Here is a 23,909-nt window from a genome sequence, read left to right on the forward strand (position 1 = left end):
AATTGAGAAATTAATGCCTTGACTGACTGTGTCTTGAGACTTTTTGAACTTCAGGCATAGTACGAATTTTACGCATTATTCTTGCTAAGTGAATACGATTATGGGTAGTCAGTTCAATATCAATAAAATAGATATTGCTTTCTTTTTCCTCGGTCTGCAATCCAACAATGTTGGAGTCGCAACCTGATATCATATTCGTTAATGTCGCCAGTGTTCCTTGATGGTTATACAGCTCAATGCGCAACGAGGCTTTAAACTCACCCTGAGGTTTATCGTCCCACTGCATTGGCAGTACGCGTTGAGGTTCTTCTTTGGTTAGCTTACGAATATTGTTACAACCAGTTTGGTGGATAGTCATCCCCCGGCCGGGGCTCAGTACCGCTACAATTTCGTCATCAGGAATCGGATGACAACACCGCGCGTAATGAACCAATAAGCCTTCTGTGCCGCGAATGGCAACATTTCCTTTGCGCTCGGGCAACTCCTCGCTTTCGCCCAGTAAGCGGCGCGCTACAATAGCGCTTAGTTCATTACCCAGGCCAATATCTACCAGCAAATCGTCAAAGCTTTTGTGTTTGGTTTCCGCGACCACGCGCTCGATATCGCTTTTTGCAATATCGTCGAGCTTGGCATTACCCAGCGCATGGCGCAACAACCGGTTGCCCATATTCACCGCTTCTTGCGAGTGCTGTTTACGCAGATACTGGCGAATTCGTGTACGGGCGCGGGCGCTAACCACAAAGTTTAGCCAATTGGCATTGGGCTTAGCTTTGGGCGAGGTTATTATTTCCACCGTTTGGCCGTTTTCTAAAGGCTTACTTAAACTGTAGTTACGCCTTTCTACTCTCACACCTACACAGGTGTTACCAATATCTGAATGCACCGCATAGGCAAAATCTACCGCGGTGGCGCCCATAGGCAGCTCAATAATACGACCATCCGGGGTAAACACGTAAATTTCGTCTGGAAACAAATCGGTTTTTACCGATTCGATAAATTCAAACGAAGAGCTGGCGCTTTGTTGCAGTTCCAGCAGGGTTTGCATCCACTTACGGGCGCGCAGCTGTGCGGTGGTATCACTATCGCCAGGGGCTTTATACAACCAGTGCGCGGCCACCCCTTTATCGGCCATTTGATCCATAGCATGGGTTCTGATTTGCACTTCTACCGGAATCCCGTGTGGGCCAATTAGCGACGTATGCAAAGACTGATAGCCGTTAGTACGCGGGATGGCGATATAATCTTTAAAACGGGTTTCGATGGGCTTGTACAAGCTATGCATGGCGCCCAGTGAGCGGTAGCAGTTATCGACTGTTTTTACCACAATCCGAAATGCATAAATGTCCATAACTTCATTGAACATCAGCTCTTTATTGCGCATTTTGCGGTAAATAGAGTACAGGTGTTTTTCCCGGCCAATTACAGTGGCCGCAATACCATACTCGTCTAAACGGGTGTCCAGTTCCTGCCGAATGTTTTCGATAATTTCTTTACGATTGCCCCGGGCCTGTTTCACTGCCGACTTTAATGCCCGATGTCGCATAGGATACATTGCCAGAAAACCTAAATCTTCCAGCTCGTTTTTGACATCGTGAATACCTAGCCGATGGGCAATAGGCGCATAAATTTCTAGGGTTTCGCGCGCAATCCGGCGGCGCTTATCCGGGCGAAGGGCGCCCAACGTGCGCATGTTGTGGGTACGGTCGGCCAGCTTAATCAGAATAACTCTGATATCCTGCACCATTGCCATCATCATTTTACGGAAGTTTTCAGCCTGAGCTTCCTGCTTATTACTAAATGCCAGCTTATCCAGTTTGCTCACGCCTTCTACCAACTCCGCCACAGTATTACCGAAGGCGCCCGCCAGATCTTCCTGGCTAAAGTGCGTATCTTCAATAACATCGTGCAGCAACGCTGCCATCAAGGTTTCGTGATCCAAGTGCATGTCAGCCAAGATCCCCGCCACCGCGACCGGGTGGGTAATATAGGGATCGCCGCTTGAGCGCATCTGACCATCATGGGCCTCATGGGCAAGCACAAAGGCATCTTGTACCAGCTGTACCCGATCCGGCGACAAATAGTCAGAAATTTTCTGTTTTAAACCCTCGAACAAATACACGGTTTTATGCTGGTTTCCAGTAGTAAAAAGATGAGTTTACAGAATACGGGGAATTGGCCTTGTTGCCAATGGCAAAACGCCAGTGAACCCAAACAGGCCACTGGCGCTTTTAAAAACAGACTATCCGGGATGCTTACTGATCAGACAGAATATTCGCTACAGAAGAGAAATCTGTACGTTCCTGTTGTTCCTGATCGCGCATTTCGTCCTGCTCCAGAGTGGCAGGGGTAACCAGGCCTTCTTCGATTTCCCGAAGGGCAGTTACCGTCGGTTTGTCGTTAGCCACATCAACCATGGCGTCTTTGCCTTCGGTTGCCAGCTGGCGAGCACGACGGGCTGCAATCAGCACCAGGTCAAAGCGATTACCAACCTTATCTACAGCATCTTCTACGGTTACGCGAGCCATGTATATCTCCGACAATCAATTTAGCAAGTATTAAAAAACGGCCGCGAAGTATACCCCACAACCCGTTTTCGTCATAGTATTTTGTGCGATTTTACACCATTTATTCGGCGGCGTCAGTGCTTTGATCGCCCAATAGATCCCGCAGCAGATCCGGATAGCGCATTTTCTGTTTAACTGTACGCTGGCGCTGGCCGCGTACAATCGCTTCCAGATCGGCCAGGGCAGTAGCAAAATCATCGTTGACCAATACAAAATCAAACTCTGCGTAATGCGACATCTCTGAGACTGCCTCTAGCATGCGGGCGGCAATTACTTCTTCGCTATCCTGACCACGTTTGTTCAGCCGCTCTTTGAGCACTTGTGTAGACGGCGGTAAAATAAATATGCCCTGGGCGTCAGGTAACAGCTTTTTGACCTGGCGGGCGCCCTGCCAGTCGATGTCTAAAAAAACATCTATTCCCAGGTGTAAGGTTTGCTCAATAGTTACCCGCGAGGTGCCATAATAATTTCCGAATACCTCGGCCCATTCAAAAAACACCCCTTGTTCGATGAGTTTTTCAAATTGGTCGCGGCTGACAAAATGATAATGTACGCCGTCTTCTTCACCCGGTCTGGGCGCCCGGGTAGTATGTGACACCGATACCTGCATAGGGTAATGGTCGGCGCTTTGGTGTTTTTCCAGCAGGGCTTTGATCAGACTGGACTTGCCGGCACCAGAGGGCGCGGCCAGAATAAACAGATTTCCTAATTGAGCTGCCATAATCGTTGTTTTTTAACTATCTGGGTGGTGGTCATTTTAACCTGCAATGGTAGCATAAACAGATTCATGCCGTAATCTTTACCTGTGGACAGGCAGATCGCTTGTCGGCGTATCAGTGTATTTAGTTAAGTAAGGTGCTTATGTCCCAAACTCTATTACCATTTGTTGAAGTTAATACCGGAGAAAACCCACAGGCCTGCGTTATCTGGATGCATGGACTGGGCGATTCTGGCCATGGTTTTGCGCCTATTGTGCCGGAGCTTAAATTACCCGCCAGCCTACCGGTGAAATTTTTGTTCCCTCATGCACCCACCCGGGCCGTAACCATCAATAACAATATGCAAATGCCAGCCTGGTACGATATTAAGTCGCTGGATTTTAATAGCCGTGCCGACTTAACCGGTGTAGAGGAAAGCGCAGACAGTATTAAAGCCTTATTTAACGCTCAGCTTGAAGCTGGTTTCAAACCGGAAAAAATCATTCTGGCTGGATTTTCTCAAGGCGGCGTTATTGCGTATCATTTAGGCCTGCGATTATTCCAGCGTATTGGCGGTATCATGGCGCTGTCCACCTATATGTGTGAGCCGGATTCACTAGCCCAACAGGCCAGCGACGCGAACCGCTCAGTGCCCCTGTTTGTGGCCCATGGTGATCAGGATCCCGTAGTACCTCCTATGCTTGGCCAAATGGCGGTGGACACCCTTAAGCAGAATGGTTACCAACCTGAATTCCATCGCTACACCATGCAGCACAGTGTGTGTCTGCAAGAACTCGAAGATATTAGTGCCTGGCTGCAACAGCGGCTAAGCTAAACTATAGTCACCCCGGGGCTTAGCACCATGCCTGGTAGCGGGCCCGTTGATTTATTAACCACAGGATTAGAATAAGTATGTCTGCTGAAAATCGTACTATCCGCATTGCCACCCGTAAAAGTGCATTGGCCATGTGGCAGGCAGAGTATGTGCAGTCACAGCTGTTACGTCATCATCCCCACCTTACGGTGGAGCTTCTTCCCATGAGCACCCAGGGCGATAAAATTCTGGATACGCCGCTGGCTAAAATTGGTGGCAAGGGCTTGTTCATCAAAGAGCTGGAAATAGCCATGCTCGAAGGGCGCGCCGATATTGCCGTGCATTCAATGAAAGATATTCCGGTAGAGTTTCCTCATGCCTTCGGCCTGCACGCAATCTGCCCGCGGGAAAACCCGTTTGATGCTTTTGTGTCTAATAGCGTAACTCAGCTGGATGATTTGCCCCATGGAGCGGTGGTCGGCACCTCCAGCCTGCGCCGGCAAAGCCAAATTCGTAAGTACCGCCCGGATTTAACCATTCGTGATTTACGCGGTAACGTAAATACCCGTTTAGCCAAACTGGATAACGGTGATTATGACGCCATTATTTTGGCTGCTGCCGGACTTATCCGTCTCGGAATGCCACAGCGTATAGTGCAACAATTACCGGCAGATATTTCATTGCCCGCCGTCGGCCAGGGTGCAGTTGGTATCGAGTGTCGTAATGATGATGATGAACTTATCGCTCTGTTGCAGGCACTGAACGACCCGCAAACGCATTTACGGGTAAGTGCAGAACGGGCCATGAATGCGCGCCTGGAAGGCGGTTGCCAGGTGCCTATTGGTAGTTTCGCCACACTGGATGGTGACACCCTGACCATTACCGGTATGGTCGGCAAACCAGATGGCACCAAACTTATTTATGCTTCTGCTACCGGTAAAGCGCATCGGGCAGAGGGTTTGGGTATTGAAGTGGCCGAGGCTTTATTAGCTCAGGGGGCTAAAGAAATCTTGCAGGCATTATACGAATAGCTATGTACCTACTCACCCGGCCAGCTCCTGCTCTGGCCCGTAGCGAGCAGGCGTTTGCCGCCCACCAGTTGAACGTAAGTGTACTGGGGTTAGTCGATATAACGTATCACCGCGCCCCGGTAGACGCACTACACCAGCAATTAACGGCGGGCCAGGTAGATATATTAGTAGTCACCAGCCAATATGCGGTAAAAGCTTGTACACCGGCAATCCGGCTGCTGCCCTGGAAGGTGACGGTACTGGCGGTAGGGCAAGGTACCGGGCGCGCTTTACAACAGCTCGGTCTCAACGCGATAGTGCCGGCTCAGGCTACATCTGAAGGGCTATTGGCATTAACCCAGTTAAAAGATGCAAAAAATAAGCAAATCGTTATTATAAAAGGAGTTGCTGGTCGAACCACTTTGGCTGATGCGTTGAACCGGGCGGGTGCTCATGTCACCTCCCTGGCGGTGTATGAGCGCACTATTCCCAACGTTTACCAGCAAACAAACTATTGGCAATGGTCTGACGTAAAAGGCATTATCGCCACTAGTGAAGAAATGGCCAGGCAATTGTTTGCCCGTTTGAATAATAGCAAGCTAACCGAGCAGCGCTGGCTTACTGTTAGCGCTCGGGTGGCAGATGTGATTCGCGCTTTTGGAGTCACAGATGTTGAGGTTGCCACCGGTGCCAGTGACGATGAACTGGCGCAGTGGATAAAGGATAATTGGGAGTAAACATGGCGGATAACAAACATCAGACTCAGGGCAATAGTACCCCGGGCAATAAATCGGGCACACCTGCGCCAGAAACCAAGCCTGCAACAGCATCAACACCTGTGCCGGATGACAAGCCGACGGCGAAAACAAAGCCGACAGCCACACCGCCCACGGGGGGCCGCAGTGGTGCAGCAAAAAGCACACGCCGAAACCCGAGATCGTCCACCAAAGGGTTGTGGCTGGTCGTTATTATTATTTTCCTGCTGGTATTGGCGCTTGCCGGCGCCGGTTATTGGTATTGGCAACAGCAAGGTGCTCAGCGCGCCCAGATAAACGCCCAGCTAAATGAACATCAGCAAGCCCAGTTAGATCGGCTGAAGACGGTAGAACAGCAAAATCGGGAACTGCAACAACAGCTCGCCCAATTAGATGAAAGCCGCCAGCAATTAACGAGCGTGGTTGAACAGCTGTCTAGTAAGACACAGCAAATTCAACGTCAAAGCCAGCAAGCCCTGGCCGAGCTCGATAATATAGAAGGTAAGCGTCCTTCAGATTGGCTATTAGCAGAAGCAGATTACCTGGTGCGTATGGCGGGCCGTAAAGTATGGCTTGAAAAAGACATTCGCACCGCCACTATGCTGCTGCAAAACGCCGATACCCGGTTAAGTGAACTGGCTGACCCGTCGGTCATCCCGGTGCGCGAATTGCTGGCAAAAGATATCCAAACCTTGCGTCAGATTAACCCGGTATCGCGTACCTCCGTGGCATTAGCTGTTTCTGGCATGCTGGCGCAGGTAGACAATTTACCCCTGGATACTTTTGAGCAACCGGGTGGCGAGCAAAGTTCTGAGTTATCCGATTCTATTGATGAATGGCAGCAAAATTTAAAACAGGTTTGGCGCAATATTGTAGATGACTTTATTTCGGTCAGCCGCACTGATACGCCAATTGAACCAGTAATGAGTCAGCAACAGCAGTGGCTGAACCGTGAACAGCTGAAATTACAACTTATGCAAGCGCAGTCAGCCGCGGTAGGCGCCCAGCAAACCTTGTATGAGCAGTCGCTGCAGAACGCCCTTAAGCAGCTTATTAATAATTACGATATTGAAGATGCCGCAGTAAAAGGGTTTGTAGATAGCGTTCAAAACCTGCTGGAGACCGATGTAAGCCAGCAGTTACCCGAGTCTTTGCAAAGCACTCAGCCGTTACAGCGTTTGCTTGAACAGCGGGTACAGGGCGCGTTTGGTCAGGGAGACCGCGCATCATGAGACGCCTGATTGTAGCAATTGTACTAATTATAGCGTTACTGGCGGCCTTGCTGGTGGCCCCCCAAGTGGTGGGCGATAAAGGCTATGTGCTTATTAGCATGGGCTCGATGCTGATTGAAATGACCGTAGTAAGCCTGGTGATTTCGCTACTTCTGGCTGCCTTGGTACTGTGGGTAGCGATACGGTTAATAAGCCGCCTTAAAGGCTGGCTTACCGGTTCTCGCCAATGGTTTGGCAGCCTGAGCCGGCGTAAACGTCAGCGTAATTTCTATCGGGCCATCCAGGCCTATGCCCAGGGCGACCTAGCCCTGGCTAACAAAGCATTTAGCCATACCCTGGATGGAGATTTTGACGGCGTAAACCTGTTATTGGCGGCGCAGGTTGCCCATGACTTGGGCGAACAAAAGCGCGCCGGTGAATTGTTGGAACATGCCAGTGATTATCCCCACTGTGTTAGGGCTGCCCGAATCCAACAAGCGCGTGTGTTACTGGCAAACCACCAGCCTGAAGCCGCTTTGGCTACGCTTGAACGGCTGGAAGACAAAGACGCTAACCATAAACAGGTGGTGCAATTGAAAGCCGATTGTATGGCCCGGGCTGGACAATGGCAGCAAATTCAAACCCAGCTACCACAGTGGCGCAAAACGCTTAAAGCTGATGCTATCCCACTGGCGCAACGTGCCGCCAAAGGTAAATTTGCTGAAATTGCCAGTAAACAGGGCGCCAATGCATTAAAACAATATTGGCAGGAGCTGCCGCGCAATAAGCGGAACGACAAAGCATTTCAGGCGGCTTATGTGGAACAGCTACTTGAACAAGGTATGCATCATGATGCGCAGGATTGTTTAGTTCAGTGGCAAAGTAATGGCCCGGATACTACCTTAATGCCGTTCTTCAAGGACCTGCGTATGCCGAACCCGGCGGCGTCAATTAAGCTGCTTGAAAGCTGGATAAAACAGGATAGCAACAACCGTCAGTATTACTCTTTGCTCGGCCATGTAGCATTTAACGCAGGTGATTTAAGCCTTGCGGAGCGAGCGCTACTAAAAGCCATTAAGCTGAAGGAAGACCGGCAAGACTTACTTATGCTGGCGCAAATTAGCGAGCGCCAAAACGATGATGGAAAAGCCTTGGCATTTTACAAACAGGGAATGACCCAGGCTTAAAATCAAAATACCCCTACCCTTGCTACCAAAAAGCCGCGTATTTAACGCGGCTTTTTTTAGTCTAGCAAAGTGCCAGGTGCTTGGTTTACATAATTAAATTGACCGCCACGGCAATAACATAGGCAAGTAACCCATAGGCCACATACAGCCCCCAGGCCAGCTTATTACTGCCGGTTTCCCCTTTAAGCATGGCCACCGTGGCTACACACTGAAGGGCAACGACATAGAACAGCACTAAGCCCAGTCCCGCGCTAAGGGTCAGGCCGTCAGCCTGAATTTTTTCTGAAAGCCCGGCTACGTTGTCATCCGCATCGTCCATACCAAACAGGGTTCCCAGCGCACCTACAAATACTTCACGGGCTAAGAATGACATTAAAATAGCAATACCATAGCGCCAGTCGAGTCCCATAGGAGTAAAAACCGGCTCAATAAACTGGCCTATCTGGCCCAGCCATGAGGTTTGCAAATTGCTGTTAAGGGGGAAATAGCCCAGCACCCAGATACCTACCGAAACCATAAAGATAATGGGCGCGGCGCGGCGGATAAACGCTGTCCCACTGCCGAGCACCCGGTGCATCAGTGGTTTCCAATGTGGCATCCGATAGGTGGGTAACTCCAGAATAAATGGCATGTCAGAGTCTTCCAGATCCCGCGGCATAGCTTTGTTCAACACCTGGCTAACAATCAGCGCGGTTATAATTCCGAAAAAGTATAGGCCGAAAAACGCGGCGCCCTGCAAGTCGAAAATACCTAAGAAAGTACCGTCACGTGGCACCAACACAGCCACCAGCAATGCATAAACGGGTAAGCGTGCAGAACACGACATTAATGGAATCGTCATCATCGTAATCAGACGTTTATGCGGCGACTCAATTGTGCGGGCTGCCATAATCGCGGGTATCGCACAGGCATGTCCCGATAAATAGGGAATAAAACTACGCCCGGATAATCCAAAGAAACTTAGCGGCCGATGGCACATCAGTGCCGCCCGGGCCAGGTAGCCACTGTCTTCCAGCAACCCGATAATCAGGGTCAATACCATAATTTGCGGTACAAACACTAAAAACGAGCCCAATCCGCCAAAGATGGCGTCGTTCATGAAGTCAGCAAAAATCCCCACCGGGGTAACTGCACTGACTTTTTCCGCCACATCCGCAATTAAAAACTCCACCCCATCCATTAACGGGGTAGCCAGGGTGAAAATACTTTGGAACAAAACAAACATCGCCGCCAGAAAGGCGATACTGCCGGTCCAGCTATTTAATAAAAAACGGTCAACGCTATTTTGGTTTTTCAGTACGACATCCAACTGCATGCCGAATTGGTTTGCTAGCTGGTGGCTACGTTTGGCTGCCAGTTCACCTTCTTGTAGTGAACGTGTGGGCAGAATTGACTGCGGATCAGCCGCGTAGCCCAACATGGCTTGTTTAAACTCGTGAAGGTTTTCCAGGGTGCGGGCCGACAATGCCACCACCGGGCTGCCCAATTCGGCGGACAAGGCATCGGTATCAATACTTTCGCCTACCCGGTGTACCTCATCAATAAAATTAAGGGCAAACAGCACCGATTTATTGCGTTCACGAGCCAGCTTTTGAACCTGTAAACCCAACACCAGGCTACGCTCAAGGCGGGTGGCATCCAGCACACATAGCACCAGCGCAGTATCGTCCCGGTCTATGGCACCTTTAATTTCCTGTACTGCAATCTCTTCATCCCGGGACAAGCCCCTTAATGTATAGGTGCCCGGTAAATCGACAATTTCATAGTTCTGGCATTGGCCGCGTTTAACTTCAACCGTTACCCCAGGGTAATTGGCGACCTTTTGTCTTAGTCCGGTTAACTGATTAAACAGTAAGCTCTTACCGGAGTTGGGTTTCCCCACCATTAAAATGCGTTGCATGAAGAAATAAGTTCCTGCGTGTCGGTGTATTGGGTAAGTGTTATGCGTGAGGGGCGACTTCGATCTTACTTGCCAGATCCTGCTCTATCGCGAAAATACTGCCGCCAAGTTGCAGCACCACCGGCCCACCGAGCGGTCCTTTGCGGACACACTGCACATCACGACCCTCTTCCACGCCCATCTCGCTAAGGCGTTCTATAACATTGGCGTAGAGATCGTTGTGGATCTTGGTGATCACTGCCAGCTTTTTGCTTGGTAAATCCCACAGAGTCATAATACTTCTCTTGATGCGTTGGTTTTATGGTTATCCGTCAGGCTTTATACCCCAGCCCAAAAGCTGCCGCCAGAGAAATTAACTATAAAACTAACTGAAATAACAATCATTCCTATTCAGACTACCAGAATCTCGGCTTTATCACTAGCCCGGCCGGGTGGTTGCCGCTATTTTAATCTTATTATTAATATGTTTTAGCCTGTTACAGGGGTTGATGTTAACGCCGGTTTGTTCTTATACTGAAAGCCAACTTCTTGTCGGAGTGCTCCATAATTATTTGCTACGGCCTTTAATTATGAGCTGAGACCGCAATTGCGGGATCCGTTGAACCTGATCAGGCTAATACCTGCGAAGGGAACAAGACCAGTTTACGCCAGCCATCGTCGTATTGTTTATTCGACTACTTTTCGCGCTATGGTGTAAACGTCTTTTTCAACTACTCCTGACAAGCATTTTTTTAACCCTGAATGTAGGAATAAAATGCTATGTCACACCGTCGTCAACAACGCCAGCAGGCGCAAGACTTTATTCGCCAACTCGCCGGCGAAGCCTATCCGAACGCTACCCGTCAATACCATACCGGCTCCCGCGCTGATATCCAGGTGCCCATGCGCCATATTCAGCTAAGCGACACCCGTATCAGTGATACCGAAAGCGAGCCGAACTGTGCAGTGCCGGTTTACGACACATCAGGCCCGTATGGCGATCCTCAGCAGCACATAGATGTAAATCAAGGTTTGGCCGCGATGCGCCACGGCTGGATAGCCGAGCGTGGTGATACCCATACTATGGCCGGCGTAAGTTCCACCTACGCCCAGGCTCGCGAACGGGATATCAGCCTGGATGAGCTACGTTTTTCCCGCCGCCGGGCCCCGCTTGTAGCCCAACAAGGCAAATGCGTAACCCAGCTACATTACGCTCGCCAGGGAATAATTACCCCGGAAATGGAATATATTGCTATTCGGGAAAATATGGGCCGGGCCAGCGTTACCGACCCCATGCTGACCCAACAGCACCCCGGCGAAAGTTTTGGGGCGCATTTGCCGCCACAAATAACGCCGGAATTCGTGCGCCAGGAGGTAGCTGCCGGCCGTGCGATTATCCCCGCCAACATTAACCACCCTGAATCAGAACCGATGATTATCGGCCGCCATTTTTTAGTAAAAGTGAACGCCAATATTGGCAACTCAGCGGTAACCTCCTCGATTGAAGAGGAGGTCGAAAAGCTGGTGTGGTCCACCCGCTGGGGCGCCGACACGATTATGGATCTGTCTACTGGCCGCAATATCCATGAAACCCGTGAATGGCTGCTTCGTAACAGCCCGGTCCCGCTGGGGACAGTCCCCATTTATCAGGCCCTGGAAAAAGTGGGCGGGGTAGCCGAAGCGCTCACCTGGGAAGTGTTCAAAGACACCCTCATAGAGCAGGCTGAACAGGGCGTAGACTACTTCACGATTCACGCCGGGGTGCGCCTAGCCTTTGTGCCAATGACCGCCAAGCGGGTGACCGGGATTGTGTCGCGGGGGGGAGCGATTATGGCCAAATGGTGCTTAAGCCATCATGTAGAGAGCTTCTTGTATACGCATTTTGCGGAAATTTGTGAACTTTGCGCCCGCTATGATGTGTCGCTTTCGTTAGGCGATGGCCTACGGCCCGGCTCCGTGGCCGATGCCAACGACGAAGCTCAGTTTGCTGAGTTGCGTACCCTGGGTGAGCTCACCAAAATCGCCTGGGAACACGATGTGCAGGTAATGATTGAAGGCCCTGGCCACGTGCCAATGCACTTAATCAAACAAAATATGGAAGAGCAGCTCAAGCACTGCCACGAAGCGCCCTTTTATACATTGGGGCCGCTTACCACAGATATAGCGCCCGGTTACGACCATATTACCTCCGGCATCGGCGCGGCAATGATTGGGTGGTATGGCTGCGCCATGTTGTGCTACGTCACCCCTAAAGAGCATTTGGGCTTGCCGAATAAAGAAGATGTTAAACAAGGCCTGATTACCTACAAAATTGCAGCGCACGCGGCTGATTTGGCCAAAGGCCACCCTGGCGCGCAAATTCGCGACAATGCTATGTCTAAAGCACGTTTCGAATTTCGCTGGGAGGATCAGTTCAACCTTGCTCTGGACCCACATACCGCCCGCGCCTACCACGATGAAACGTTGCCCCAGGCGTCCAATAAAGTGGCACACTTTTGTTCAATGTGCGGACCTAAGTTTTGTTCCATGAAAATATCCCAGGAAGTGCGCGATAGTGCTGCCCAGCAGGCGCAACAAGGGATGGAGCAAATGGCGGATACGTTCAATAAAACCGGAGCCCGATTGTACGTGGATGCCAGTGAGGTAAAAGCGTGACTGCCCACCCCGCCGTTATAGGGTGTATTGGTGGGATAGATACCAGCGGGGGCGCGGGCCTGGCCCGCGATGCTATTACTGTGGCCGGCTTACACGGGCAGTGCTGGCAGGTGCCTACATTGGTTTCGCAACAATCCCACCAGTACCACCATGCTACATATGCACTGGACTGCCAGGTCTTAGCGCAGGCGCTGAGTATACTGGTGGATGCGCTACCTGCGGCCATTAAGCTGGGCGCTATCGCCAACGATGCCCAGGCGCAGTGTATTCTTGATCAATTAACCGCAATACCGGCCACAGTACCGGTAATCTGGGACCCGGTGCAGATTAGCTCGGCGCATGGCAGGTTAGGCCAATTAAGCCAGTCGCTTATTAATACTTTATTAACCCGCTGTACGTTAGTTACCCCCAATCTACCGGAGCTGGGCCTGCTTAGCGGCCAGTCCGATAGCACGCTGGCGCTTAGCTGGCTGCGTGCTAACGGGCCACAATACCTATTGGTAAAAGGAGGCCATGCCCAGCATGCCCAGGCCACCGATATATTGTATAGCCCGGCACACACCTGGCACTTTGCCGGGCCACGGGTGCCGGATATTGATATGCGGGGCAGTGGATGTATTACGGCAACAGCCATCGCCTGCTTTATGGCAAAGGGGTATAACTGTGAAGATGCGGTCTGCCTGGCTAAAGCCGTACTCTCGGAGAGTTATCATACGGCCCGGCCCGTTGCAGCAACACAGGCGCTGGCCCCGGCCCCCCACTGGCCAGAAAACGCCGATTATTTTCCCGTAACCCAGCGCAACACCGCACTCGCCTCCTCTGCTACTGGCTTTGGTCCCTTAGACCAGCCGTACTTTGGTTTGTACCCGGTGGTAGATTCTATCGACTGGTTGCAACGTGTATTAGCAGCGGGCGTGAGTATTGCCCAGTTACGCATTAAGGCCACCAATCCTGACATACTTCACCAGCAGGTTCATCAGGCGGTGGCTCTGGGCCGGAAATACCAATCTCAGGTGTTCATTAATGACCACTGGCAGCTGGCTATAGAGGCTGGTGCCTATGGCGTGCATTTAGGCCAGGATGATTTAACAACCGCAGATTTAGCCGCTATCGCCAATGCTCGTTTACGCTTAGGCGTATCCACTCACGGCTATGCTGAACTGTGCAGAGTACTTCCGTTAATGCCTTCGTATATCGCCCTGGGCCATGTTTACCCTACCTCCACCAAACGCATGCCATCGCAACCCCAAGGCCCGGCCAGGTTGGCGGCTTACCAGGCCCTATGTGGCAGTATACCTACGGTGGCTATCGGGGGCATTGGGCCGGCACAAATTCCCAGCGTACGCGCCGCCGGTGTGCATAATGTAGCGGTGGTCAGTGCCATAACCCGGGCGGCAAATCCACCCGCGGCGATAGCTCAGTTGCAGGAGGCCCTGGCAAATGTCCAACGTGCCTGATGCACCTCAGCAGTGGTACTCCCGCTACAGCCGTCATTTTCTGCTGGAAAACTTTGACGAAACCCATCAGCAACGTTTGCAGCAGAGCCACTTGACCGTGATTGGTATGGGTGGTTTAGGCACTACCGCTGCACAGCACCTTGCTGCCAGCGGCGCCGGTACACTCAGTCTTGTGGATGCTGATACCGTATGTATCAGTAACCTGCCCCGCCAGTTGTTATACAGCGAAGCGGATATCGGCCGCCCCAAGGTGTTTGCCGCGCGCGAACATCTGCAGGCCAATAATCCAGGCTGTATTATTGAGACCCATGTTGGCCAGGCCTCTTCTTGCGAGCTGCCGGGTCTATGCGGCCAGACCGACGCCATTTTAGATTGTACCGATAACATTCAAACCCGTTTGGCCCTTAGTCGGTATGCCCGCAGCGCCGGGCTACCTCTGTTCAGCGCCGCGGCGGCGGGCTATAGCGCACAGGTAATTGCATTTAACCCCGCGCCAGGACATTGCTGTTATGGCTGCTTATATGGTTTGAATGCTATCGCTCCCCAGCACTGCCTTAGCCACGGCGTACTAGGACCGGTGGTAGCGAGCGCTGCGCTGTTTCAGGCCTTGCAGGTACTCTATTTTGTTACCCGCCTTGCGCCTGTGAGTTGGGGTAGCCTGTATCGCTTTGACGCGCGCACCCTGCAGTGGCTGAATCATCAGCTGCCGGTTAATTTACATTGCGAGGTATGTCAGTCATGACCATGACCATTTATGTTAATCAACAACCCTTGCCCTGCCCGATGAATACCTTGCTGGCAGACGTGCCCGCGTTGTTGCAGCTGCCCGCGCAACATCTGGCTTTTGCGGTCAATCATACTATTGTACATCGTCAGCAATGGGCTGATTTTGCACTCAACCACGGCGATCAGCTCGATGCCTTCACACTGGTCGCAGGAGGGTAACCCCATGCTATGTATAGCAGAACAAACCTTTACCTCGAGATTATTCACCGGTACCGGAAAATTCTCTAGCCCCGCGGTTATGCAACAAGCGATTGAGGCCAGCGGCAGCGGATTAGTGACCCTGGCAATGAAACGCATAAACCTTCACCAACACAGCGACCCCACGGTTGAACACCTGCAACAACTCGATATTCGGTTACTGCCCAATACAGCGGGGGCCAAGGATGCCGCCGATGCTGTGTACGCTGCACAATTAGGCCGCGAATTATTGGGTACCCATTGGGTAAAACTTGAGGTGCACCCGGACCAGCGTTATTTGCTGCCCGATCCGATAGAAACGTTAAAAGCCGCAGAGCAACTGGTGGCCCTCGGCTTTGTAGTATTGCCTTATTGCAGCGCCGATCCGGTATTGTGTAAGCGGTTAGAAGAAGTCGGCTGCGCCGCTGTAATGCCCTTAGCGGCCCCCATTGGCTCAAATCGCGGGCTGTTAACCCGGGAATTTTTACAGATCATTGCTGAGCAGGCAACAGTGCCGGTGGTCGTGGACGCCGGTATCGGCAAACCAAGTGAGGCAATGGCGGTGATGGAGATGGGCATTGATGCTGTGCTGGTGAACTCAGCCATTGCCAGTGCCCGCCAACCAGTAACCATGGCGCGCGCATTTGCTCAGGCTGTGGCCACCGGCAGAATGGCGTTTGAAAGCGGCCTTGGCCCGGTCCACCGCCACGCGCTGCCATCCAGCCCCGACGCTGACTTTCTGGAGCATTTATGACACCGGTAGCTGATGCTTTACAACGCATGGACTGGGATGACTTATCTTTACAGGTCTACAGCAAAACGCCTCAGGATGTCGAACGCGCGCTGGCGGCCGAAACGCTGCAGCTGGATGATTTTATGGCACTGGTGTCGCCGGCGGCGCAGCCCTATCTTCCGGCTATGGCGGCCCGCGCAGGACAACTTAAGCGGCAACGGTTTGGCAATACCATCAATATGTTTGTGCCGCTGTATTTATCTAATTTATGCGCCAACGAATGTACTTACTGCGGCTTTACCATGAGTAACCGCATAAAACGTAAAACACTGGACATGGCAGAAATTGAATCTGAAGCGCGGGCTATTAAAGCGATGGGGTTTAACAGTGTATTGCTGGTCACCGGCGAACACGAGACCAAAGTCGGTATGTCGTATTTTGTTCAGGCCGTGACTCTGCTGCGTGGCTACTTCGACTATGTGATGATGGAAGTGCAACCATTGCCCACTGAAGATTATGGAAAACTACGCCAGGCAGGGGTTAACGGGGTACTGGTGTATCAGGAAACCTACCATCGACGCACCTACGCGCAATATCATTTGCGCGGCAATAAGCAGGATTTCGACTGGCGTTTACAAACCACGGACCGGCTTGGCCAGGCCGGTATGGATAAAGTCGGTATCGCGGCTTTACTCGGCCTTAATGACTGGCGTGTCGATAGCATTATGACCGCCCAGCATGCCGCACTTCTACAAAAAACCTATTGGCGCTCGCGGGTCTCGGTGGGGTTCCCCCGTTTACGGCCCTGCGCTGGGGCTACAGATAGCAGCCCCCAGACTGACTTTATCAGTGAACGGCAGCTGGTTCAGCTGATATGTGCCCACCGGCTGCTGCATCCTAATATTGAGCTGTCTATCTCAACCCGAGAGTCGGCTTATTTTCGCGATCACATTGCAGCGCTAGGTATTACCAGCATGTCAGCGGCATCGCAAACCCAACCTGGCGGTTACAGTAACAAAGATACTGCCTTAGCGCAGTTTGATACGCAGGACAATCGCAGTGCCCGGGAAGTAGCCAGCGCCTTGGCGCATGCGGGGCTAGAGCCGGTATGGAGCGACTGGTTACAGGGTTTTTCCGGCTAACCGGGTAAACAAATACTGGGGCCGGTGTAATCTTTATCTTTTCACTTACGGTAATCATTTAACACGGGTGTTTTATGAATTAATTTTAACCTTGCCGGGATGCGTACATGGCAGAAAGCAGAATTTATATTTATCTTCTTATTGGGCTAAGTCTGCTTGTTGCGGTGGGCGTACAGCGGCGATTAGTGAATACACTGATTCCTTTCCCACTTATTTACATTTTAATCGGCTGGGGGGTGTTTAGCCTGCCCATTAACCTGCCTGCCATCGACTTGGCAAATAATACTGCTCATGCTACCGGCGCTGAATACCTTACCGAATTTTTAGTGATTGCTTCATTGAGCGCTGCGGGGATAGCCATTGATCGGCCCTTTTCATGGCGCTGCTGGAACCAGGTGTGGCCCCTGCTACTCATAACCATGCCGCTGAGCATTATTATGGTGGCATTGTTCGGCTGGTATTTTATGGGCCTGACAGTGGCTTCGGCTATTTTTCTGGGTGCAGTACTTAGCCCCACCGACCCCGTACTGGCCAGTTCTGTACAGGTAGGGCCTCCGGGCGAGGAAGCGGAAAGACACGATATTCGGTTTAATCTTACCGTAGAGGCCGGGGCAAACGACGGGCTGGCGTTTCCGTTTGTTCACTTAGGCATTGCTGCTATCGGCATGACTGCGATGGGAAGCTGGGCCACCCATTGGTTACTTGAAGATCTTGTCTGGCGAGTAGCGGCCGGGGTCGGCGCCGGTTTGCTGGTCGGTAAGCTGGGTGGATGGTATGTGTTTACCTATTTAGCAAAAGGCGAACAGACTGAGCATGCGAAAAAGAAACCCATGTCTTACACCAGTGAAGGTGTGGTGGGACTGGGCGCCATTTTTTGTGCCTATGCGCTGGCGGAGATCATTCACGGTTACGGCTTTCTGGCGGTATTTATCTCTGCAGTGGTGGCTAAACAAGCCCAGCCTGACCACGATTATCACGCGTTTTCCCACCATTTTCTGGAGCAGGTAGAACGCGTCATGTTGATTGTGTTTTTACTTATACTGGGCGCGTACCTGGCAAACGGCATTTTAGATGCGCTTACCTGGTCCGGTGCTTTGTTAGGCATATGTGTGGTGTTTTTGATTCGTCCCCTCGCTGGTTTAATGGGATTAGCCGCTTGCAAGCTGCCCCTTTACGGCAAATTTACCATGGCGTTTCTGGGGGTGCGCGGGGTGGGTTCGCTGTATTATCTAACCTATGGCGAAAACCATGGCGAATTTGGAGATACGACGGCGCTGTGGTCGGCCGTAATGTTTACTATTCTATTGTCGATTGTAATTCATGGGGTGATGGCACCGGTTATGCTGCGCAAAGCCGAGGAAAAAGCTGCTCACCAGCTATCTGATGACAAAGACGTGCAGTAGTTTGGGTCTTTGCGGCAGGCTGAATCCATTGGTTTACCTGCCGTTAACAGATTATAAAAACTAACCCAAAAATAGTAAATTTGTGCATTGTTATTGTTTACTATTACCCCTACAATCCGCCTGATTTTTAATCGCTTCTAAACTAGGAGCCTGGCATTGTGAGTAGGTTGTGGACACCCGTGAATTTATCCAGATACGCAAATTTATTGTTAAGCTGGGCAAGATGTTACACCGTTATGGTACCCCTGCGTTCCGGCTTGAAGCCTATCTGACCGAAGTCGCTACCTACCTTGGCGTGCGGGCGTCTTTTATTTCCACTCCCACCTCACTTACCTTTGTATTGTGGAGCGATAAGCACGAAGAGGAATACAACTCTGCGGCTCGTCTGCAACCGGGAGATCTTGACCTTAACGCCCTGTCGCGCACCGATGAACTGGCTATGCAGTTACTTAACGGCCAGCTTACGTTGAGTGAAGCTGACCAGCAGCTGGACGAGATTGATGCTATGCCCAGCCTGTACGGTAAGCTAATTACGCTGGTGGCATTTGGGCTGGCTACCAGTGCTTTTGCTATGTTGATGGGGGCCAGTGTAAATGAGATCATGTGGTCAGGTGTACTGGGCCTGGTAACCTATATCTGGGCGGTCTGGGCAACCCGCTCAAAGCGTGTGAATCTGATGCTGGAGCCGGTGACCTCGTTTGGTTCAGGCTTGCTGGCCTGCGCTATTAGCCGTTATCTGGACCCAGGTATCAACATCCCGCTCATTGTTCTGTCTTCGGTAATTATTCTGGTGCCGGGCCTTGCTCTGACTATGGGCCTGGCTGAATTAGCCTCCCGCAATATGGTGTCAGGCACCGCCCGCATCATGGATGCACTGATGCAGTTATTTAAACTGTACTTTGGGGCTTTCTTAGGTGTCGCCATCGGCTTTACCCTGTTTGGCGAGAACCAATACCAACCTGCCGTATCGTTGCCTTACTGGGCGACCTGGTTATCAGTACTATTACTGAGTATTGCCTTGGTCGCTATTTTTCGTACCCGTCCCAAACATATTGTATGGGGAATAGCGTCATCTTTTGTGGCTTATGGCGCCACTGTGGGCTCATCGTTACTGATGGACCAAACCCTGGCCACCTTTATTGGCGCCTTTGTGTTAGGTATATTTTCTAACCTGTTTACCCGTATCGCTAACCAACCTGCCACGATTGTAAGTATGCACGGCTTAATTGTGCTGGTGCCTGGCTCTAAAACCTATATTGGTTTGAACTCGTTTATTTCAGGCAAAAATTTCGTTCAGGCCGATCACATTGGCCAGGAAGTGTTTCTGATATTTATGTCCTTGGTGGCCGGCCTTATTTTTGCCAATGTGGTGATGCCAACGAAAAAGGCCCTTTAACGCAGTAAGCGAATAAGCGTTCTACCCAACCGGACATTAAGTGCACCCGCGGCGACGGCCTCGGCGGAATTTTCCACAAAGCGGGCGGTAAGCGAACCACTAATTTGATTCGCAATCTCATCCGTGGCCAGGTCGAAAATGCTTTGCGCAGCAAGATTTTGGGCTAACAAGGTAAGCAGTTTCCAGTTCCCTGCGGTAGCAGGGCGCAAACCAAATACCTGGGCTACCCGGCGCACTGTCCTCAGGCTTATCCATAAAATGGTCAGCGTTTGAATGAGATGATTGGGGCTCACAAATGCCAAACTTCCACTGATCAGCGATTCGCTTTTTACCACACTATGCGCTTTTTGAGCGACCGGTTCGGTAACCGTACGCTGGTATAGCCGAATGAGTTCCGCTGCGCTCATATCAGCGCTGCGGGTTTGCTTAAACTGACGATACTGGTGGGCGGCAAAACTGCCCTTGGAAAACGTCGCTGCATGTTTGTCCAATGCCTGGATAACCATGGCGGGCGGCTGCTTTTCCAACGTTTCTACTACCACACTCTTTTCCAGATACTGGTTCACAGCGGTAAAGCCGCGAACCTCACGGCCGATTAACCAGACTAAGCAGAACGTAAACAAGCTCAGTAAGCCTGCCAATACCACCGTACTGATTGGCGCGCTGGCAAAGCGCTCAAGCAAATAACGGGTTGCTTCTACAATACTGAACGCAAGATAGGTCATCACTCCTAATAGTAAGGTCATAGTAAATAGCGACAGACGGGCGCGCTGCTGTTGGGCTTGCCAGCGCTCAGTATTTACCTTTTGGGGCATAACCTGGGTGGGCGGTGCCTCACTTACTTCGCGCTGAGTTATCTTTGCTTTATACCCTTCAACTGGTTCGTTCATGATGATGGTCCTAACAGAAACTGGAATAGCCGGTCCAAGCCGCGGCCATTCAATATACGCGGCAAATAATCTTCAGGCACCTTTGCTGGTAACACCGGAAAGTGCTCATCAGCCGACATCGCAGCAATGCTTTCAGGTAAAGGGTCGAAGTCGGCTTCAAGATACTTATTGTCGGCATTCCGATAGCGCAAACTGGTCGCACTGCTACCTGGATCGGTAGCCTGAATGGCGCTAACCAGAAAGTGTTCAAATGTGACAGGTTTATCGGCAAACCGCGCTACTGCGCCAGCGGTCACCTGTTTCAACAGCCTCAGTAAGGGTTCACGATGGGCCTGAGGAATTAAATCGGCTTTGGCAGCAACAAACGCAACTTTACTGATGTTTTGCTGGCGTAGCACATGGCGAGCTACCCACGAATCATCGCCGTAGGTGAAGGTTTCCGCCAAATGGCTCATGGTTTCTTTAAGCTGATAAAGATGCTGTTTACTGTGGTTTAGCCCTTCAAACAGGTCGATTAGAACAATTTGCTTATCAGCCTGCCGAAAGGTTTTACGTTTAAGCGGTTGCAACCAATGCTGCTGAAAATGTTTGAAATTGTTGCTAAACAGTACCGTCCACGGGTGCGTAATATCACTGCTGACGCTAGACGGTAAGGGGGTAAATCCGTGCTGTTGCCAGTCATAGCTGTTATTTCCCAGCAAAAAACTGCCCGGTTGCAGCAACGTTATGCCATTGTCTTTGGCATGCTTTAAGTAGTTACGGTACAAACCCACCAGTGTAGCTACATTTTGCGAAGTGGGCGCGGCGTCAAAATCAAATGCTTCTACGCCTTGATGCCAGGCATGGGCATAATCGCGCTGCGGACGGTTCATTTGTTGCGCCCAGGAAGAGTCAGACCACTGGGCGTACTCCCGATTCAACAGCGGCAAATCGGTTAGCCACTCACCAGGATAATCGATAAACTCAAAAACAACGTCGGTATACGGTAGTAAGTACTTCTTAACCCCACTGATCTGCTTTAATCGAATAACCAATTTAAAGCCATATACATCTTCGGTTGGAGTGGGCCATTGCCCCTGGTGCAATGTTTCGAGGTGCTCTTCCACCGGGAACATGTTAAACCCGTCAATAGGTTCTACCCACATATGCTCAACCAAATTCATCGGCAAATGTTCGAGCAACGGCAGACATTCGTATTGCCCTTCACTGCGGTATTTAAGCATTGTCATTAGGCTGGTAAACAGCATAGATTTCCCACTACGGCTTAAGCCGGTAATGGAAAATCGGTGACGTTCTTTTAAAAACCAATTTGCCCAGTGATTATGCTGGGCAGGCGTAAACCATTGTTGTATCAAAGTCGCCTCGGGCTAAAACCTGTTCTTTATGATGTGGCCTTATTGCTGGCGATTTCAATACTATTACAAACTTTGTTACATCTAAGGAGCCGGCTTACCCGTTCATACACATTACTAAAACGGGCAAACCGGCTGCATTTAGCCTGTTACTGGGGGGCCGGGGTAGGCGAGAATACGTACTCTTCATTTTCACTGGCAGCCAGCTCGGGAATCTGGCGCTGATCAATAGAGAAGCCCAGCTTACGTAAGCCGGCAAGGACTTCTGAGTTCGCCATAAACGCCTGCCACAATAAACCGCTGCGATGGTTTTCAATCATGCCTACTATGGGGCCCTGATCGATGGCCAGATAGGTATACCGAACCTGCTGTTGAGGGTCTTGCGATACGCTGGGGTTAAGCCCATCATAAAAACCCATTTCGCCAAACAGATGTTTGCCGTAATTACGGTATAAATTGCGCAGTACTGATAAGGATTCACTGGGCGTATAGGGCATGGAAGATAGTGCCGCAGTAGGTTGTATGGTCCCGTGGTCGCGCTGGGCACCGGGGGCATGGGCAGTATAGCCAGCCGGTACCATGTCGCCAGCAGAAAGCCCCCAAAGCTGCTCGCCATAGCCCTGCCAGCCGTATGGGTTATCGATACAATAGGCCCGGTTTATAAGGGTATGGCGCTTGTTTTGTTCCCAGTAATTCGCGTAATCATCACGCAGGCCTCGAGGATCAAGCCCCATAAAGCTGTAGTGGGCAAAAAAGAGCGGGCCACCTTTGGTAAGGTGCTGTCCCAACGGCAATGCCATACCGTAATAATCCTGATAATTTCTGAAAGTATCAGCCTCCCAACTGGCCCAGCCTTCATGGTAAACCTCAGCCGAAATAGGATGGGTGGGTGACGACGCGGCCAGGATGTACACAATCAGCGCTTCGTTATAACCGGTAATTTTATGATTCATCATCCAGTCATAGTTTTTCGACCAGTGCCAGTACAGTACATTCTCTCCCTTGGTGTACCAGTCCCACTCCATGCCTTCCCACAAGCGGGTGATGGTATTACGCAAAGCGGTTTCTTCCGGTGTTTGCTGATTGAAGTATTCACGCGCGGTCAATAACCCCTGCGCCATAAAGGCCGACTCAACGATGTCACCGCCATCGTCAAACGAGCTGAAGTTAAACACCTCGCCGGTATCTGCATCGTACCAATGCGCCCACATACCATGAAAACGTTCCAGCCTGTCCAGGGTGTCGGTTATTTTGGTAATCCGCCCTATCGCTTGGGCCCGGGTGATCCAGCCGCGCTGTGCGCCGGTGATAATTGCAGCAATCCCGAAACCGGTCCCGCCGGAGGTTACAATATCAACAGTGGGCAAACGTGGCTTACGTTCTCGTGCCCACCCGGTCTGCGGCTCAGCATATTCCCAGAAATACCTGAACGTGTACTTTTGCACCATATCCATAAGTTCATCGTCGCTGAAGTCGCGGATTTGTGCAGAGCCGGTGGCAATCACCTTGGCGGGGGCATTGTCCTGTAATAACTTTAAGCGATACTGCAAAGAAATGTTGCTGCCCATTTCCCGCACAAAATCCAAAACCCGGGTATCATGGGTGGTCAGCCTATGCTCCCAGTTCTCGCCATCCAGGCTGGCTTCTACCTGATATTGATTGCCTTCACTATGCAGTTTTGGCCAGGCCAACTCTATATGACTATCGTAGCCAGTCAGTTCGAACTCGCCCTGCGCCCACGCACCGGACATGGTAAAAACAAACAGGGTTAGTGCTTTGAGGAGTGGTTTAAACATAATT

General features: G+C 51.1%; 21 protein-coding genes and 1 riboswitch. Of the genes, 13 read left to right on the forward strand and 8 right to left on the reverse strand.

The window, feature by feature from the left end; genetic code table 11:
- Positions 1-10 precede the first annotated feature (10 nt).
- From spoT to gmk, 3 genes are all read right to left on the reverse strand, one after another.
- Positions 11-2,119: a bifunctional GTP diphosphokinase/guanosine-3',5'-bis pyrophosphate 3'-pyrophosphohydrolase gene (gene spoT / locus D0Y50_RS18635; protein WP_108568707.1), complete on the reverse strand. Its 2,109-nt coding sequence runs from the start codon at positions 2,117-2,119 to the stop codon at positions 11-13.
- 133 nt (positions 2,120-2,252) lie between these two features.
- Positions 2,253-2,525, reverse strand: a complete 273-nt coding sequence (gene rpoZ / locus D0Y50_RS18640) for a DNA-directed RNA polymerase subunit omega (RefSeq protein ID WP_108568706.1) — start codon at positions 2,523-2,525, stop codon at positions 2,253-2,255.
- Between the two features lie 100 nt (positions 2,526-2,625).
- Positions 2,626-3,285: a guanylate kinase gene (gene gmk / locus D0Y50_RS18645; RefSeq protein WP_117318401.1), complete on the reverse strand. Its 660-nt coding sequence runs from the start codon at positions 3,283-3,285 to the stop codon at positions 2,626-2,628.
- A gap of 140 nt (positions 3,286-3,425) precedes the next feature.
- Between gmk and D0Y50_RS18650 the strand changes: the two genes are divergently transcribed.
- From D0Y50_RS18650 to D0Y50_RS18670, 5 genes are all read left to right on the forward strand, one after another.
- Complete coding sequence (locus D0Y50_RS18650) at positions 3,426-4,097, forward strand: alpha/beta hydrolase (protein WP_117318403.1); 672 nt, start codon at positions 3,426-3,428, stop codon at positions 4,095-4,097.
- 77 nt (positions 4,098-4,174) lie between these two features.
- Complete coding sequence (gene hemC / locus D0Y50_RS18655; protein ID WP_108568703.1) at positions 4,175-5,107, forward strand: hydroxymethylbilane synthase; 933 nt, start codon at positions 4,175-4,177, stop codon at positions 5,105-5,107.
- 2 nt (positions 5,108-5,109) lie between these two features.
- Positions 5,110-5,823: a uroporphyrinogen-III synthase gene (locus D0Y50_RS18660; protein ID WP_108568702.1), complete on the forward strand. Its 714-nt coding sequence runs from the start codon at positions 5,110-5,112 to the stop codon at positions 5,821-5,823.
- Positions 5,824-5,825: 2 nt separating this feature from the next.
- Entirely contained in the window at positions 5,826-7,073 is a 1,248-nt protein-coding gene (locus D0Y50_RS18665) for a uroporphyrinogen-III C-methyltransferase (protein ID WP_117318405.1), read from the forward strand.
- A complete protein-coding gene (locus D0Y50_RS18670) occupies positions 7,070-8,239 on the forward strand; it encodes a heme biosynthesis HemY N-terminal domain-containing protein (RefSeq protein WP_108568700.1) in 1,170 nt (389 codons plus the stop codon). Before D0Y50_RS18665 ends, D0Y50_RS18670 begins: the two co-directional genes overlap by 4 nt.
- An 85-nt stretch (positions 8,240-8,324) precedes the next feature.
- Here the strand turns inward: D0Y50_RS18670 and feoB are convergent, their stop codons facing one another.
- Entirely contained in the window at positions 8,325-10,139 is a 1,815-nt protein-coding gene (gene feoB, locus D0Y50_RS18675; protein WP_117318407.1) for a ferrous iron transporter B, read from the reverse strand.
- A 40-nt stretch (positions 10,140-10,179) separates the two neighbouring features.
- Positions 10,180-10,413 (reverse strand): FeoA family protein, encoded by a 234-nt coding sequence (locus D0Y50_RS18680; RefSeq protein ID WP_108568698.1) that lies wholly within the window; start codon positions 10,411-10,413, stop codon positions 10,180-10,182.
- A gap of 248 nt (positions 10,414-10,661) precedes the next feature.
- A riboswitch (TPP riboswitch) is annotated at positions 10,662-10,787 on the forward strand.
- A 111-nt stretch (positions 10,788-10,898) separates the two neighbouring features.
- On the opposite strand from D0Y50_RS18680, the gene thiC reads away from it, so the two are divergent.
- The 8 genes from thiC (at position 10,899) to D0Y50_RS18720 (ending at position 19,867) form a co-directional block, all read left to right on the forward strand.
- The gene (gene thiC, locus D0Y50_RS18685; protein WP_117318409.1) at positions 10,899-12,773 is read left to right on the forward strand and encodes a phosphomethylpyrimidine synthase ThiC; all 1,875 of its coding nucleotides are present in this window, start codon (positions 10,899-10,901) and stop codon (positions 12,771-12,773) included.
- Positions 12,770-14,230, forward strand: a complete 1,461-nt coding sequence (thiE, locus tag D0Y50_RS18690) for a thiamine phosphate synthase (protein ID WP_117318411.1) — start codon at positions 12,770-12,772, stop codon at positions 14,228-14,230. Before thiC ends, thiE begins: the two co-directional genes overlap by 4 nt.
- The gene (locus D0Y50_RS18695; protein ID WP_117318413.1) at positions 14,214-14,972 is read left to right on the forward strand and encodes a HesA/MoeB/ThiF family protein; all 759 of its coding nucleotides are present in this window, start codon (positions 14,214-14,216) and stop codon (positions 14,970-14,972) included. The genes thiE and D0Y50_RS18695 overlap by 17 nt, the downstream gene beginning before the upstream one ends.
- Positions 14,969-15,175, forward strand: coding sequence for a sulfur carrier protein ThiS (gene thiS, locus D0Y50_RS18700; protein ID WP_170145553.1), 207 nt, complete (start codon positions 14,969-14,971; stop codon positions 15,173-15,175). Before D0Y50_RS18695 ends, thiS begins: the two co-directional genes overlap by 4 nt.
- A gap of 4 nt (positions 15,176-15,179) precedes the next feature.
- Positions 15,180-15,947 (forward strand): thiazole synthase, encoded by a 768-nt coding sequence (locus D0Y50_RS18705; protein ID WP_117318415.1) that lies wholly within the window; start codon positions 15,180-15,182, stop codon positions 15,945-15,947.
- Positions 15,944-17,068, forward strand: a complete 1,125-nt coding sequence (thiH, locus tag D0Y50_RS18710) for a 2-iminoacetate synthase ThiH (RefSeq protein WP_117318417.1) — start codon at positions 15,944-15,946, stop codon at positions 17,066-17,068. The genes D0Y50_RS18705 and thiH overlap by 4 nt, the downstream gene beginning before the upstream one ends.
- Positions 17,069-17,175: 107 nt before the next feature.
- Positions 17,176-18,471, forward strand: a complete 1,296-nt coding sequence (locus tag D0Y50_RS18715; RefSeq protein WP_108568692.1) for a cation:proton antiporter — start codon at positions 17,176-17,178, stop codon at positions 18,469-18,471.
- Positions 18,472-18,640: 169 nt separating this feature from the next.
- Positions 18,641-19,867 (forward strand): threonine/serine exporter family protein, encoded by a 1,227-nt coding sequence (locus tag D0Y50_RS18720; RefSeq protein ID WP_117318419.1) that lies wholly within the window; start codon positions 18,641-18,643, stop codon positions 19,865-19,867.
- Here D0Y50_RS18720 and D0Y50_RS18725 read toward each other — a convergent pair.
- The 3 genes from D0Y50_RS18725 to D0Y50_RS18735 form a co-directional block, all read right to left on the reverse strand.
- The gene (locus D0Y50_RS18725) at positions 19,864-20,757 is read right to left on the reverse strand and encodes a YcjF family protein (protein ID WP_117318421.1); all 894 of its coding nucleotides are present in this window, start codon (positions 20,755-20,757) and stop codon (positions 19,864-19,866) included. The two genes, D0Y50_RS18720 and D0Y50_RS18725, sit on opposite strands and share 4 nt — an antisense overlap.
- The gene (locus tag D0Y50_RS18730) at positions 20,754-22,112 is read right to left on the reverse strand and encodes a YcjX family protein (RefSeq protein ID WP_117318423.1); all 1,359 of its coding nucleotides are present in this window, start codon (positions 22,110-22,112) and stop codon (positions 20,754-20,756) included. Before D0Y50_RS18730 ends, D0Y50_RS18725 begins: the two co-directional genes overlap by 4 nt.
- A gap of 146 nt (positions 22,113-22,258) precedes the next feature.
- Positions 22,259-23,905, reverse strand: a complete 1,647-nt coding sequence (locus D0Y50_RS18735; protein ID WP_232366309.1) for a glucoamylase family protein — start codon at positions 23,903-23,905, stop codon at positions 22,259-22,261.
- Positions 23,906-23,909: the final 4 nt, after the last annotated feature.

The sequence above is a fragment of the Salinimonas sediminis genome (assembly GCF_003429285.1).
Taxonomy (GTDB): domain Bacteria; phylum Pseudomonadota; class Gammaproteobacteria; order Enterobacterales; family Alteromonadaceae; genus Alteromonas; species Alteromonas indica.